25 protein-coding genes are annotated in these 14,442 nt (G+C 27.7%); 24 read left to right on the forward strand and 1 reads right to left on the reverse strand.

What is annotated here, in order from left to right:
- Window positions 1-14: 14 nt before the first annotated feature.
- Window positions 15-362, reverse strand: a complete 348-nt coding sequence (locus AC4FQW_RS01680; RefSeq protein WP_491146890.1) for a helix-turn-helix domain-containing protein — start codon at window positions 360-362, stop codon at window positions 15-17.
- A 224-nt stretch (window positions 363-586) separates the two neighbouring features.
- Here AC4FQW_RS01680 and AC4FQW_RS01685 point away from each other — a divergent pair, with 224 nt between their 5' ends.
- The 24 genes from AC4FQW_RS01685 to AC4FQW_RS01800 all read left to right on the forward strand — a co-directional run bounded on the left by AC4FQW_RS01685 (window position 587) and on the right by AC4FQW_RS01800 (window position 14,439).
- The gene (locus AC4FQW_RS01685) at window positions 587-817 is read left to right on the forward strand and encodes a helix-turn-helix domain-containing protein (protein ID WP_491146891.1); all 231 of its coding nucleotides are present in this window, start codon (window positions 587-589) and stop codon (window positions 815-817) included.
- A 19-nt stretch (window positions 818-836) separates the two neighbouring features.
- Window positions 837-1,616 (forward strand): phage antirepressor KilAC domain-containing protein, encoded by a 780-nt coding sequence (locus AC4FQW_RS01690; RefSeq protein WP_491146892.1) that lies wholly within the window; start codon window positions 837-839, stop codon window positions 1,614-1,616.
- Between the two features lie 13 nt (window positions 1,617-1,629).
- Window positions 1,630-1,956, forward strand: a complete 327-nt coding sequence (locus AC4FQW_RS01695) for a helix-turn-helix domain-containing protein (RefSeq protein WP_491146893.1) — start codon at window positions 1,630-1,632, stop codon at window positions 1,954-1,956.
- Between the two features lie 43 nt (window positions 1,957-1,999).
- Window positions 2,000-2,185 (forward strand): hypothetical protein, encoded by a 186-nt coding sequence (locus AC4FQW_RS01700; protein ID WP_491146894.1) that lies wholly within the window; start codon window positions 2,000-2,002, stop codon window positions 2,183-2,185.
- 20 nt (window positions 2,186-2,205) lie between these two features.
- On the forward strand, window positions 2,206-2,442 hold the full coding sequence (locus AC4FQW_RS01705; protein WP_491146895.1) for a hypothetical protein: 237 nt from the start codon (window positions 2,206-2,208) through the stop codon (window positions 2,440-2,442).
- Window positions 2,442-2,657 carry a hypothetical protein gene (locus AC4FQW_RS01710; RefSeq protein ID WP_491146896.1) on the forward strand — a complete coding sequence of 72 codons (216 nt, stop codon included), beginning with the start codon at window positions 2,442-2,444 and terminating at the stop codon, window positions 2,655-2,657. Before AC4FQW_RS01705 ends, AC4FQW_RS01710 begins: the two co-directional genes overlap by 1 nt.
- Window positions 2,658-2,752: 95 nt before the next feature.
- A complete protein-coding gene (locus AC4FQW_RS01715) occupies window positions 2,753-2,995 on the forward strand; it encodes a hypothetical protein (RefSeq protein ID WP_491146897.1) in 243 nt (80 codons plus the stop codon).
- A 3-nt stretch (window positions 2,996-2,998) separates the two neighbouring features.
- A complete protein-coding gene (locus AC4FQW_RS01720; protein WP_491146898.1) occupies window positions 2,999-3,184 on the forward strand; it encodes a hypothetical protein in 186 nt (61 codons plus the stop codon).
- A 2-nt stretch (window positions 3,185-3,186) separates the two neighbouring features.
- On the forward strand, window positions 3,187-3,864 hold the full coding sequence (locus AC4FQW_RS01725; RefSeq protein WP_491146899.1) for an ERF family protein: 678 nt from the start codon (window positions 3,187-3,189) through the stop codon (window positions 3,862-3,864).
- 12 nt (window positions 3,865-3,876) lie between these two features.
- The gene (locus tag AC4FQW_RS01730; protein ID WP_491146900.1) at window positions 3,877-4,779 is read left to right on the forward strand and encodes a DUF1351 domain-containing protein; all 903 of its coding nucleotides are present in this window, start codon (window positions 3,877-3,879) and stop codon (window positions 4,777-4,779) included.
- Window positions 4,780-4,793: 14 nt separating this feature from the next.
- Entirely contained in the window at window positions 4,794-5,510 is a 717-nt protein-coding gene (locus AC4FQW_RS01735) for a hypothetical protein (RefSeq protein ID WP_491146901.1), read from the forward strand.
- Entirely contained in the window at window positions 5,510-5,884 is a 375-nt protein-coding gene (locus tag AC4FQW_RS01740) for an HNH endonuclease (protein WP_491146902.1), read from the forward strand. The genes AC4FQW_RS01735 and AC4FQW_RS01740 overlap by 1 nt, the downstream gene beginning before the upstream one ends.
- Before the next feature lie 7 nt (window positions 5,885-5,891).
- Window positions 5,892-6,194: a hypothetical protein gene (locus tag AC4FQW_RS01745; RefSeq protein WP_491146903.1), complete on the forward strand. Its 303-nt coding sequence runs from the start codon at window positions 5,892-5,894 to the stop codon at window positions 6,192-6,194.
- Between the two features lie 79 nt (window positions 6,195-6,273).
- Window positions 6,274-6,561 carry a hypothetical protein gene (locus tag AC4FQW_RS01750; RefSeq protein WP_491146904.1) on the forward strand — a complete coding sequence of 96 codons (288 nt, stop codon included), beginning with the start codon at window positions 6,274-6,276 and terminating at the stop codon, window positions 6,559-6,561.
- Between the two features lie 2 nt (window positions 6,562-6,563).
- On the forward strand, window positions 6,564-6,962 hold the full coding sequence (locus AC4FQW_RS01755) for a RusA family crossover junction endodeoxyribonuclease (RefSeq protein WP_491146905.1): 399 nt from the start codon (window positions 6,564-6,566) through the stop codon (window positions 6,960-6,962).
- 43 nt (window positions 6,963-7,005) lie between these two features.
- A complete protein-coding gene (locus AC4FQW_RS01760; RefSeq protein WP_491146906.1) occupies window positions 7,006-7,941 on the forward strand; it encodes a DNA cytosine methyltransferase in 936 nt (311 codons plus the stop codon).
- Window positions 7,942-8,012: 71 nt separating this feature from the next.
- A complete protein-coding gene (locus tag AC4FQW_RS01765; RefSeq protein WP_491146907.1) occupies window positions 8,013-8,201 on the forward strand; it encodes a hypothetical protein in 189 nt (62 codons plus the stop codon).
- Window positions 8,202-8,203: 2 nt separating this feature from the next.
- Window positions 8,204-8,557 carry a hypothetical protein gene (locus tag AC4FQW_RS01770; RefSeq protein ID WP_491146908.1) on the forward strand — a complete coding sequence of 118 codons (354 nt, stop codon included), beginning with the start codon at window positions 8,204-8,206 and terminating at the stop codon, window positions 8,555-8,557.
- Window positions 8,547-9,023: a DUF722 domain-containing protein gene (locus AC4FQW_RS01775; protein WP_491146909.1), complete on the forward strand. Its 477-nt coding sequence runs from the start codon at window positions 8,547-8,549 to the stop codon at window positions 9,021-9,023. The genes AC4FQW_RS01770 and AC4FQW_RS01775 overlap by 11 nt, the downstream gene beginning before the upstream one ends.
- 335 nt (window positions 9,024-9,358) lie before the next feature.
- On the forward strand, window positions 9,359-10,135 hold the full coding sequence (locus AC4FQW_RS01780; RefSeq protein ID WP_491146910.1) for a hypothetical protein: 777 nt from the start codon (window positions 9,359-9,361) through the stop codon (window positions 10,133-10,135).
- Window positions 10,136-10,151: 16 nt separating this feature from the next.
- A complete protein-coding gene (locus tag AC4FQW_RS01785) occupies window positions 10,152-11,033 on the forward strand; it encodes a terminase small subunit (RefSeq protein ID WP_491146911.1) in 882 nt (293 codons plus the stop codon).
- Window positions 11,023-12,237, forward strand: a complete 1,215-nt coding sequence (locus AC4FQW_RS01790) for a PBSX family phage terminase large subunit (protein WP_491146912.1) — start codon at window positions 11,023-11,025, stop codon at window positions 12,235-12,237. Before AC4FQW_RS01785 ends, AC4FQW_RS01790 begins: the two co-directional genes overlap by 11 nt.
- A gap of 14 nt (window positions 12,238-12,251) precedes the next feature.
- A complete protein-coding gene (locus AC4FQW_RS01795; protein WP_491146913.1) occupies window positions 12,252-13,676 on the forward strand; it encodes a phage portal protein in 1,425 nt (474 codons plus the stop codon).
- Window positions 13,666-14,439, forward strand: coding sequence for a minor capsid protein (locus tag AC4FQW_RS01800; RefSeq protein ID WP_491146914.1), 774 nt, complete (start codon window positions 13,666-13,668; stop codon window positions 14,437-14,439). The genes AC4FQW_RS01795 and AC4FQW_RS01800 overlap by 11 nt, the downstream gene beginning before the upstream one ends.
- Window positions 14,440-14,442 lie beyond the last annotated feature (3 nt).

The raw sequence follows: 14,442 nt of genomic DNA on the forward strand, positions 1-14,442 counted from the left end.
CTTAAGCTAAGGAATTACCATTCATCATCATCAAATAGTGCATCTATATAATCTTTAATTAATTTAACTTTTTTATCAGTTAAATTTTTATCTTCTAAATGAGCTGCTATAGTTTTTATTTGCTCTTTATTTTTGTCTGTTTCAGTATGTATCTTTTCTTTATGATTTTCATCTTCTATCAATTCTGAAATATTTACGTTTAATGCAGTCGCTATAGATTTTAATGTGTCAAGACTAGCATTATACCTATCATTTTCTATATCAGCTAGATAGCTTCTAGATATATTTGATTTTTTAGCTAGTTCAACTTGTGTAAGTTTATTTTCTTTCCTAAAACTTTTAATTTTTTGACCTATACTCATATAAAAACCTCCTGTCGATTATACCGACTTTATAAGTTAATTATATACCTCACATGTCGGTTTTACAATGCAATTAGTGACGGAAATACAAGTAATAATAAGCAAAATAGAGAATTAGCTCGATAATTTAAATGAATACTAATTTATGCTTAGAAATACTTGGAAACTAATTTTTACAAAATGACGGAAATACAATACAATAAGTGTGTAAGGAGGACGAAGTAATGAAACAAGATATAGCAAAGAGCTTAGGATATGAAATAAAAAAGGCTAGAAAAAAAGCTAAATTAACACAGCAAGATGTAGCTTGTAAAACTCAAATATCTAGAAATTACATTTCAGATATTGAATGTGGAAGGTATGTACCAAGTGTTGATAAGTTAGTGAAACTTTCAAGATTATTAGATATGGATTTGAATTTACTTAAAAATGACGGAAATACAAATCAAATATAAAGTGGATGGAGGCAAAGTAATGGAACAATTCTTAAGGAAAGGAACAAATTTAATTAGAAAACAAGTGATAGAAAATTTATTGCCTATAAACTCTATTGGAGAGGATATAACTTTAAGTGCTAGAGATTTGCACAAGTTTTTAGAAATTAGCGAAAGATTTAGTAAATGGTTTGATAGAATGCTAGGTTATGGATTTTATGAAAATATAGATTTTAGGTCTGTACAAAAAAGTACACAGCTAAATCAATATGGTGGAGAAAAGTTATTAAAGGATTATGAAATAAAAATTGATATGGCAAAAGAAATTTCAATGATACAACGTAGTGAAAAAGGAAAACAAGCTAGACATTATTTTCTACAAGTTGAAAAAGCATGGAATAGTCCAGAAATGATTATGAAAAGAGCTTTAGAGATTGCGAATAAGCAAGTTGAAAATTTAAAGTTTGAAAATATGGAACAGAAGAAATTAATAAAAGAACAAAAACCAAAGGTTCTGTTTGCTGATGCTGTTAGTACAAGTCATACATCAATATTGGTTGGAGAATTAGCTAAATTAATAAAACAAAATGGTGTTGATATTGGAGAACGTAGATTATTTAAATGGCTTAGAGATAACGGATATCTTATAAAACGTAAAGGAACGGATTATAATATGCCAACACAAAAGAGCTTGGATCTTAAAGTTATAGAAACTAAGGAGAGAACAATTAATAATGCGGATGGCAGCATCAGAATCACTAAAACACCTAAGGTTACAGGAAAAGGACAACTATATTTTTTAAATAAGTTTCTAAATTAAGGAGGACAATAATATGAACTATAAATTATTAACTGTTAAAGATTTAGCTGAAAGATGGCAAAAAGATGAAGGAACTATAAGAAGATATGTTAAAGACGGGGTTTTATCACCATGTGAAGGAGTTCCAGGTATGATGTTTAGTCCAGCTTATATATCTAAATTAGAAGGCACTGAATTAGAAAGATTTTCTCCACTGGAAAGAAAAAGACTAGAAAATGAAAGAGATATGTATGAGAAGAAGTATGAAGATATGAAAGTAATTATAACCAATGTATTAATTGAGGTTTCTAAGGTTATAAACATAGCAAAAGAGAATCAATTAAGTAATGCTAATGTATGAAGATAAGTAATTAAAATATGCAAAGTGAGGGGAAGGATAATTAATGCAATTAATGAAGTATCTAATAATATCAATTACAGCTTTATTACAGATAATAACATTTTGTATAGCATCAAGTAAGTATATAGTATCAAACAATAAAAGAGATAAAATTGAATATTTAATAATATCTCTAAGTGGATTAATAGGATTTATATTATTTACTAATCCAGTAGTACTTTTATATTAATTTTTTAGGAGGATTTAAGAATGAATAAAAAGGATTTGTATAAACAAATAGAAGATCTACATCATAATATTGAAAATTATGAAAGTGTAGAAAGTACAGAAGATGATGTAAAAGCTTTAGAAGAAGTAATGGATTTAATAATGCTTGGAGCAGGAGCTTTTACTACAGATGAATTAATAAGTGAACTAATGAAAAGAGAGGGTACATTAGTTTTAGAAAAGGTAATCCAAAACTTAGATGATGGAGCTGTAGGCTAATGAAAGGAGAGTTAAATTATGATAATCAAGGTAGGATAGCCTACACAGAAGGATTTCATAGTAAAACAGGTGAGTTGTGGAGTGATGAAGATTTAGACTATTTAATAAACTGGTATGAAAAAATAAGTGCTGCTGAAATGAGTTTAGCATTAGAAAGACCAGAAGCATCTATAAGGTCTAAAGTTTGTAAATTAAGAAAGAAAGGAGTTATGTAGTAATGATTAAATTTATAAGAAGTCTTTTAGGTTTAGGAATGACTAAAAAAGAAAAGGAAAATTTAATAAAAACTATAACATTGGAGGATTAATTTATGAGAGATATTTTAGAAATTACAATAGATCTTTCAAATATAGTGCAAGATAAGGCAGAAATAACTGGTGAAAATATTAATGATTTAATTCAGATAAAAATAAAGAACCTATCTGTAACCGACCAAAGTAAACAGATAGGATCAAAAGAAATTACTTTTAATAATATATTATCACCAGAAATAGATTTAGACAATGGAGAAGTTATGACATTGGGAATGGAAAAAACAATAAAGGAGTTGTAAGTTATGGATTTACCAGATTGTTCTTATGACTATAGAGAATTAGAAAATGAGGAAATAGAGATAGATACATGTAGTGAATGTGGTTGCAGTATATATCAAGGAGAAGAATATTACGAGATTGGTGGACAAGTTTTATGCTGTGACTGTATTTATTACTTTAAGAAAACAGCAGAACTACAGGAGGTTTAGTAATGGCAGAAGAAAAGAAATTAAATATATTTCAAAAGATACAAATAGCAAGAGTAGAGCTTCAAAAAAAGGATCTTAAAAAAACAGGTCACAATAAGTACTCTAATTATAAATATTTTGAACTAGGAGATTTTCTACCTTATATAAATGAAATTTGCAATAACATAGGACTTTATACCGAATTTAAATATGGTGAAAAAGAATCGTTTCTTTATGTAATAGATTCAGATAATCCAGATATTAAAAGAGAGTGGAGTACACCAGTAGAAGTAGCACAATTAAAAGGATGTAGTACTATACAAAATATTGGAGGAACACAAAGTTTTGCTAGAAGATATTTATATATGATGGCTTTTGAAATAGCAGAATCAGATGTGATAGATTCTGGTGAAATAGATGAGGAAGCAGCATTTGCTAGTCAAAAAATAAGTAAAGCTCATGTATTCACTATAAATAAATTAATAGCAGAAACTAAAACAGATATTAAAAGCTTTTTGACTTGGGCTAATGTTGAGAAAGTTGAAGACATAACAAATGATATGTTTAATGAATGTCTTAAGAGTTTCAAGGAAAAGAAAGCAAAGTTAGAAGAAAAAAAGAAAAAAGACATTGATTTGAAAAAACAACAGGAAGAGCATCAGAAGGAATTAGAACAACATCAAGAAGATTTTGATTTTTAGGAGAGTTGAGAAATGAAAGAGATACAAGTAAATAAACAATTACCAGTAATAACAATGAACTTTGAGGAAGTAAAAGGATCACTTCAAGAAACAATGAAAAAGTATGAAGGGATTATAGTTACAGAAGAAGGCTTAAAGGACTGTAAAGCAACTCAAAAAGATTTAGCAAGTCTTAGAAATAAGATAGATACTTATAGAAAAGATGTTAAAAGAGAAATGGAAGTACCTATAAAAGAATTTGAGAGTAACTGCAAGGAACTTATCAGTCTTATATCAGAGGTGGAGAAACCGATAAAAGAAGGCATAAAAGTTTTTGATAATAAACGTAAAGAAGAAAAGAAACAAAAAGTGTTAGAAATAATTAATGCAGCGATAGAAAATTTTGAAGTAGAAAAAGATTATGCAGATAAATTAGGTTTAAAGGATAACTATTTAAAATTAACTGGAAGTATAAAGAGCATTAAAGAAGATGTTGAAATGAGAGCAATGATGCTTAAAAGAGAACAAGAAGATAAGAAAACAAGAATTAAAATGCTTGAAGTTGCAGTTAAGAATGAAATTGATAGAGTAAATGAAAATATTAATACAAAGTTAGATTATAAGAAATTTGAAGTATATGTATTAAAAGATTATCCATTAGAAAAGATTTTAAATGAAATAAATAAAGAAGCTGACATTATATTAAAAGCAGAAAATAATACTAAGCAAGAAATCAAAGAAGAAAAAGAAGCTATTCAAGTACCTTTAGATTTTTCTAGTAAGAAAGTTGAAGCTTCTAAGAAAGAAATTAAAGAAGATAAATTCTTTGTAGATGTTTATGTAGAACATAATTTTGATATGATCCAATCTTTAAGTAAGTTCTTGAAAGAAAATGGATATAATTACGAGGTTCACAATAAAGGAAAAGTTAAGTAGAAAAAGGTGATTATATGGTAGAAGGTTGGTTAAAACTTTATAGAAGTATAAAAGGGCATTGGCTATGGGAAGATAAGCCATTCAGTAGAGGTCAAGCTTTCATAGACCTTCTACTAATGGTAAACCATAAAGACAATAAAATATTGTTTAACGGAGAATTAATTGAAGTAAAAAGGGGTTCAAGGATAACTTCATTAAGACAATTAGGTGAATCTTGGGGATGGAGTAGAACGAAAGTAAAAAAGTTTTTAGAGCAACTTGAAAGAGACGGAATGATAACTGTAAAAAGTGACAGTAAAAAGACAGTTGTAAGTATTGAAAATTATAGCTTTTATCAAGATAACAAAAGTTCAGAAGTGACAGTAAAAAGCCACGAAAATGACAGTGAAATGACAGAGAAAGACCACATAGATGACAGTGAGGTGACACTGAAAGACACAAACAAGAATGATAAAGAATATATAAAGAATGATATAAGAATTATAAAGAATGAGGAAGAAGGGAAAGAAGATATACCTCAACTTGAACCTCTATCCTTTCCAACTCCGACCTGTAGAAAAATTTATAGCTTATTAGGAGAAAATGCTTATAGGTTTTTTATGAACTCTAATATAGAAGAAAATGAAAAGATTATATCTATAAAAACAGAAAATGATATAGATAAAAAAATAATATCTGGTTATATACCTAGAATAGATTGGCAACTAGATAAAAGAATAGAGGTGATTTGATGAAAATATGTGAAGTTTGTGGCTCTAATCACTTAGTAGAAATTCATCACATAATAAAAAGAAGTCAAGCTCCTGCATTAATAGATTGCAAATATAATTTAATACCATTATGTTGGGAGCACCACAAAGGTAATTATGGAATTCATGGTATATATGGACATGAATTAGACCAGGAGTTAAAGAAAAGATTACAAGATAATTTAAAATTAATGTTTGGAGCAAATATTTATTACACTAAAGAACAAATAAAAGAAAAATTAAATATAAGTTTAAAAGAAGTAGACAAGCTTTTAAAGACTTTATTACCAAAGGATGATAAATATATTGGAGAAGATATTATAAGAGCTTGTATGGGTGGTAAATTAATTCTGTGAGGTGTATATGAATTATGAAGAACAGTACAAAGAGGAAGTGAAATTATTTAATAGCATTTATAACAGATTTAATAACATACAAGAAAATGATGTTGCAGGAGCTTATAGATTAATGTTAGATAGTTTTCAAGCTTACAATAGATGGTCAAAGATTAAATGTGATATTAAGAAAGAATTAGGACGTGGAGAAAAGGCAGCTATAAAAGAAAGGCTAGGTGAAATGTGCAAATATCTTTATGATGTAGGTGTTACTAGCAGAATTATTTGGAAAAGTGCTAAAGAAGATTTAAGAATTAAGGAAGATTATTAATAATAAATATGAGAATGAATTGAATTATAGTTATAACTTTTCATTCTCATATGAAAATCAAATGATAGAAGGTGTGAATATGTTAAAGAGAGGACTTAATATAAGAGTTATTAAGAAGGATGGAAATAGTGGAGTAACTAAATTTATAGGCAAGATTATATTAATTAAGAAAACTTATATAGTTGTTAAGTTAGATAAGTATACAGAATGTTTTAATATAGCAGATATAGTTAATCCTGCTTCAAGTAAATTGCAAATAAAACAAAATAAAGAGTGGGTAGATGTAACTAAAGATATGTTATCAAGCCATATGATTAAAGTAATGTATTTAGAGCCTAACAGAGCATTTGCGACATGCAGGAGATAATTATGGTAGTTATAGAAGGAAAGATAAAAGGAAAAGCAAGACCTAGAGTATGTAGAGGACATGCTTTTACACCTAAAGAAACAGTAGAATATGAAAAGCTAGTAAGAGAGGGTTATGTATTACAAGATGGAAGGTATTTAGAAGGCCCTATAAGAGCTGTTATAACTGCATACTATAAAATACCTAAGTCTTATTCTAAAAAGCGTGTACAAGCTATAAGAGAGGGATTAGAACAACCAGTTAAGAAACCTGATGCAGATAATATAGCAAAAATAATTCTTGATAGCTTAAATAAGATAGCATTCAATGATGATTCTCAAATAATAGAGTTGATAGTTTTAAAAAAGTATACCGAAGAAAATGAAAGAGTTGAATTAATGATTGAATCAACGAGAAAATAATAATTCGCAGTATGGGGAAAATGTGAAGAAAGAAGGTAAATAGATGTTACAGATACTAGAACTTTTTGGAGGAATAGGATCACCAAGAAAAGCATTAATAAATCTAGGAGTTCCAGTAAAAGCAATAGATTATGTTGAAATAGATGAAAAAGCAGTAAGAAGTTATAACGAAATATTCAAAAAGGATTTAGAATATAAAACTCAATCAGTAGTTGGATATAATTTAAAGCCTGATATTTTAATACATGGTTCACCATGTCAAGATTTCAGTATAGCAGGAAAACAAAAGGGTGCAGATGAAGGTTCAGAAACTAGAAGTAGTTTAATGTGGGAAACACTTAACATTATAAAACAAATGGGGGTATGGAAGCCTAGAGTAGTTATTTGGGAAAATGTTAAAAATGTCTTATCAAAACATATGCGACATAACTTTAATAGATATTTAAGTGAAATGGAGAAACTAGGTTATACAAATAATTTTGAAGTTTTAAATGCTATTAATTTTGGATTACCACAAAGCAGAGAAAGAGTCTTTACAATATCAATGTTGGATGGGACTTTATTTAATTTTAATACGTTAGAAAAAACTAAAGCACCACATATAAAAGAATTTTTGGAGGAAACAAAAGAAGAAAAATATATAGTAACACAACCTAGTATGATTAAAAAAATAAATAATAATAACGGAAGTTTTGGTGGGCGTGTAAAAGTTATAGAAGATTTTTGTACAACTATTACAACAAAGCAAATGAGGTGTCCTAATAGTGGAGTTGTAGATTTAGGCAATGGAGTATATAGATATTTAACCGAAAGAGAATGTTGGAGATTACAAGGTTATTCAGATGAAGATTTTAATGCAGCTTTAAAAGCACATCCAGGGAAAAAGGGAAAGTTGAATGGAGCGTTATATAAACAAGCAGGTAATTCTATTCCAGTAACAATTTTTGAAAGTATATTTAAGCAACTATTAAATATTTAGTTCATAATAGCAAGATTAAGCGACCATTTTGCTGACATTAGCAATATGGTAGAAGAAGCCAAGGTGGAGAAATGATAGAAGGACAAATAAGTATATTTGATAAACCAAAAATAAAGTTATTAAAGGATTGGACAAAATTACATCCTAAGTTAACTAAAAATAGCATACATGAGGTTTTCTTAGAAAGAGAGAACTACTGCATTATCTTAATAGATAAAACATTCTATGGAGTTTATAAAAAAGATACAAGAAGGTGTTAAATATGATAGATGGACAAACTAGTATATTTGATTTTAATATGCTTAGTGGTGAAGAAAAACATATTAAAGTGCCATATAAACAAATGGTAATAATTTTAGAAGCTCTTGAAAATTTTAAGAAAGATATAGAATCATTTGAACCAGATAGTGTAGTAAATAAAATGAGGTTTAAAGATAAATTAGAAGAAGTTAATTACTTAATAGAAGTTATAGAAACAGGAGCAGAATATAATTTTCATAAAAGAATGGAAAGATGTAAAAGTAAGAAAGAAAAATCAGATGATGCTGGAATAGATGCTTTAAGTGCAGCAGTTATTTTAAAAGAAAATAAAAAGGAGGACAAGAATGATAGATAAGAATTTATTTAAGAAAACAGAATATTTACTTAGAAATTACAATAAATCAATTATTAAAATAAAAATGATAAAAGAAGATATAAGAATTATTAAAACATCATATGAAGGTTGTGGAGCTATAGGATATGAAGAAAAAACAGGACTAACAAATAAATTTAATAGTTCTGTAGAAAATGAAATAATAAATAGAGAAAAGAAGTTAAATAAATTAAAAGAAGAATTAGAATATGAAGAAAGATTAAAAAATAGAATTGATGCAGCAATAGAGAGTTTACAGACACAAGAAGAAAAAGACTTAATAAGACTTAGGTATATAAATAGTCCAAGAATAAGTTGGGGAAATGTTGCTAGGCATTTAAGATACAATAAAGATTATTGTAGAAAAGAATTAGCACCTAATGCAATTAAACAGATAACAGATTTTATATTTTATAATCCAGGAATACAGGAAAGAATTAATATATAATTTACCCCCACATTACCCCCAATTTACACCCGACATACACCCAAAAACTTGTGTTAGAATATAGATGTGGGCAGATTGAAGTCAGTTCATTACGCAATCCTCCTGTTTTCATATTAGGCAGGGATTAAATTCCCTGCAACGTGGAAGGACAAGTGTTAATATGAATGTGCAAATCATTCACCTTCCTCTCATAAGTTCCCCTTTATAATTAAATAGGACTAATAGTAGGGATTACAAGTGCTATTAGTAAGTTTACTAAAGAATCTAGTTTAGGCTAGGTTCTTTTTAATTGAAGAAATATATGGTAATATTGTAATTGATTTAAGGGGGAAATTATGAAAAAAGAAACTATAGAAAAAAAATTAAGTTATATTTTAACTACTTTTATGGTTCCTATAATTATAGGAAGTATAACGTCTTATATTACTTTTAAAATGGATAAACCTAAAGAATATTTAATTAGAGAATCATTTGATCTAGAAAAATTAGATGTTAAGAAGTATTTCCCATTAGAGATTGGGAATTATTGGATATATTCAAGAGATATGAACTTCGCTACTGAAAATGGCAATAAAAAAATAAAGGATAAAGTAAAAGTAGAGGTTATTAATCATTATAAAAATGATGATAATGAATTATTTGTAATGAAAGGTGAACCTTTATTAGAAGAAGAAGCTAAAAAAGCGAATGAAATGGTTTATGGTTATATAATTATTTCTAATAAAGTTATTAAAGTACCTAGTTATAAAATTAATCAATTTGTAGAAAAATTTAAGAATAAAGAAGATATCTATTTAGATGATACAGAGAGATTAAACATAGAATATGAATTTCCTTTATATAATGGACAAAGATACGGTGAATTTAGTCAACTTTTTAGGAAAGATGCCAAAAATATAAGTTATGTTACTAAACTTGTTCCTTACAGAAAAAAGGTTGGAGAAAATATTATGGATATAGGAATCTATAATATAGATAATTTGCATAATTCTGGAGATGAACAAAAAAGTTTTACTCCATATTTAGGAATTACTGAAATGAGTTATGAACACAGGGGAACAACTGATAAATATCTTATAGATTTAAAAGAATATAAATTAAAAGAAGATTAATGTGAGGTGGTGATTATTGGCAAGGGCACCAAATGAAAAAGTAAATAAAGCTTACGAATTATTTAAAGAAGGATATAAGCTTAAAGATATAGCAAATAAATTAGAAGTTGCAGAAGGAACGGTTAGAAGTTGGAAGAAAAGATATAACTGGGAAAGTGCAACGCAACGTAAAAATAAATGCAACGTTGCAAAAGAAAGTAAGCGAAATAATACTATAAAAAAAGATATTAAAGAGCCTATTGTAGAAGAAGTAAAAGATGTATTAGAAAATACTGAGCTTACTGATAAGCAAAGGCTTTTTTGTATTTATTATATAAAGTATTTTAATGCAGCTAAGGCTTATAAGAAAGCCTATGAATGTAGTTACGAATCAGCATTATCTAACGGGTATAGATTGATGGAAAATGATAGTATTATAAATGAGATAGAAAAACTTAAAAAGTATAAACTAAACCAAGTAATGTTAAGTGAAGAAGATATATTTCAGAGATACATGGATATAGCATTTAGTGATATAGGAGATTATTTATCTTTTAAAAAAGTTCGTAAGAATAAATGGACTAAGAATAAAGATGGTGAAGATATTCCAGTTATTAATCCAGAAACAGGAGAGCAAGATTACTTTGAATATAATGTTGTAGAACTAAATGATAGTAAAGAGTTAGATACTAGCATATTACAAGAAGTATCAGAGGGGAAAGATGGAGTTAAGATTAAACTTCAAGATAAAATGAAAGCTCTTCAATGGTTAGCAGATCATATTGGAATAGCTACAGAGAAACAGAAAGCAGAAATAAAAGTTTTAGAATCTAAAATAGTAAATAATGAAAAGAGTAAAGAAGATAAGATTGATGAATACTTTGAAAAGTTAGAGGAATGTTTTAAAAATGCTAAATGATTTATACCATAAAAAGCAACAAGAAGTAATGAAGTTTGCAATGACTAATGATTACTTTATGCTTATTAATCATGGAGCTAAAAGAACAGGAAAAACTATTTTAGATAATGATTTATTTTTATATGAGCTTAGGAGAGTTAGAAAGATAGCTAATAGATTAAACATACCTCTTCCACAATATATTCTTGCAGGAGCAGATTTAGGAGCTATACAAAGAAATGTATTAAATGAGCTTACAAATAAATATAATATTGAATTTAAGTTTGATAAACATAACAGATTTATATTATTTGGAGTTCAAGTATGCTGCTTTGGGCATAGCAAAATAAATGACTTAGGTAGAATTAGAGGTATGACTTCATTTGGAGCTTATATAAACGAAGGAACAATGGCTAATGAAGAAGTATTTAATGAAATAAAAGCTAGATGTTCTGGAGAAGGTGCAAGAATATTAATAGATACTAATCCAGACCAACCAGAGCATTGGTTAAAGGTTAATTTTATTGATAAAGCTGATGGCAAAGTAATACAAGCTTATCATTATGAATTAGATGATAATACATTTTTAAGTGAAAGATATAGAGATAACATAAAAGCATCAACACCAACTGGAATGTTTTACGATAGAGATATAAAAGGCTTATGGGTATCGGCAGAAGGAATTGTATATAAAGACTTTAGAAAAGATATTCATTATATAAGTTCTAGTAAGTTGAAAGATATTAATTTTGTAAAATATTTTGCAGGAGTTGACTGGGGATATGATCACTTTGGTTCAATAGTTATTATAGGTAAAGATGATAAAGATAAGTTATATTTATTAAAAGAATATTCTAAGCAATATGAAGAAATAGACTATTGGGTAAAGGTAGGAAAAGAGATTAAAGCTAAGTATGGCAATATAATGTTTTATTGTGATAGTGCAAGACCAGAACATGTTGCGAGATTTAGAAAAGAAGGTTTAAAGGCTAAGAATGCTGATAAATCTAGATTAAGTGGAATAGAATCAGTTGCTAAAAGATTTAAAACTAAGACGTTATTTATAGTTGAAGATAATGTTGATTTGTTTAAGAAAGAGATATTTATGTATGCTTGGAATAAAAAAACAGGTGAACCTATAAAATTATGGGATGATGTTTTAGATGCTCTAAGATATGCAATATATACAGAAAGTAAAGGATCAAGTATAAGAATATTAAAATAGAAAGGAGGAATAATATGTTTGGATTAGGACAACCAGTACTATCAACAGGGCCTATGAATACTATTCAATGGTTATCAGAAGAAATAAATGAATTTCTAAGTTCACCTTCAAGGCAATTAATGATAACTGGAGAAAAGTATTATGAAGTTGATAATGATATATTTCAAAGAAAAATAACTAGACCTACATCTGATGGTGGTAATGAAGAATTAAAGTATAAAGCTAATAATAAACTAGCTCATGCTTTTTATAAAAACTTAATTGACGAAAAAGTTAATTACTTATTAGGGAAAGAATATACCTTAAAATCAGATAATGAAGAATATCTTAATAAAATAAATTGGACTTTAGGTGATGATTTCCTTGATACATTTAATGAGTTAGGATATGAAGCTTCTAATAAAGGGATAGGTTGGTTACATACATTTATCAATGGACAAGGTAAACTTGATTATATGGTTATTCCTAGTGAACAGATAATACCTATATGGGTAGATAGAAGACATAAGGAATTAGATAGATTAATAAGACTTTATGATTTAGTTGTTTATGAAAGTACTAAAAAGAAAACAGTAACTAAGATTGAATTATGGTATCCAGATAAAGTTGAGTACTATATTAAAGATGGAGATAAGATATTATTAGATTCTGAAAAGTATCTTAATGTTGAAGGAAATATAGGACATTATTTAAAAGATGGTTCTTGGGCTGTATGGAATAAGATACCTTTTATTCCTTTTAAAAATAATAGAATAGAGATTGGAGATATTAAGTTTATTAAATCTCTTATAGATAATTATGATTTAAGTAGAAGTGATGTAGCTAACTTTATTGAAGAAGTTAAGAATTTAATATTTGTTCTTAAAGGATACGGTGGAGAAGATTTAGGAGAATTTATGGATAACCTAAATTATTATAGAGCATTAGTATTAGATGAGGATGGAGATGCTTCAACCTTAAATCCAACAATGGATGTAGAAGCAATAAAAATACATTATGAACAATTAAAAAGAGATATTAATGAGTGTGGTCAAGGGGTAAACAAAGACTTAGATAAGTTTGGAAGTTCTCCAAGTGGTATATCATTAAAATTTTTATATAGTGGAATAGATTTAAAGTGTAACTCTTTAGAAGTTTTATTTAAGAAAGCTTTTAAGGAGTTATTATATTTTATAAATATTTATTTATCTGAAAGTAATCAAGGATCATATAAAGATGTACCAGTAGAATTAATATTTAATAAGAATATAAAGATTAATGAAACTGAAACAATAACGAATTGTATAAATAGTAAAGGCGTAATTAGCAATAGAACTATTATAGCTAATCATCCTTGGGTTAAAGATCCAGTAGAAGAACAAAATCAAATAGATAAAGAGAATGAAGAATTTGGAGTAAATTTTGATAAAGTACCAGTAGGTGAAGGTAATGAAGAATAGTGAATACTGGGAAAAAAGAATAGCTAAGAATACTTGGAATATCTATAATGATTTAGAGCAAAAGAATAAAGCTTTATTAGAAATATATCAAGAAGCAAGTGCAAGTATTAGTGATGAACTTTATATATTAGCTGAAAAGATGAAAACAGCAACTCCAATGCTTTCAGATATGCATAAGTTTAATAGGCTTACTAAATTACAAGAGAATATAAATTCTATAATTAAAGAGCTTGGAAATAATTTAGAGAGCTTTGGTAAGAAGAATATGTATGAAGGATTTATCAATAATTATAAAGCTGTTATGGAAGCATTAGGTCAAATTGATTTTGCTATGCCTAATAGAAAATTAATGGATCAGTTATTAAATAAACCATGGTTAGGTAGTAATTTTTCAGAAAGACTATGGAAGAATACAAAAGTATTAGCTATGAATCTTAATGATATTCTTACTAATGGATTAGTTCAAGGGAAGACAATAACAGAAATGGCTATACAATTAAATAATAGAATGAATAAAGGATTTAATGTAGCTCATAGATTAGTTAGAACTGAAACAATGCATTATTTAAATGAAAGTTCTATTCAAGCGTATAAAGATGCTAAGTGTGAAAAGGTACAGTATTGGGCAGCATCAGATGAAAGGGTTTGTGCTAGATGTGGTACTATGCATGGTAATATATATAACATTAATGATAGACCGATATTACCACTTCATGCAAATTGTAGGTGCACATATTTACCAGTTATAGATATAAATATATAGGCA

Source organism: Clostridium sp. TJA085 (genome assembly GCF_058310235.1).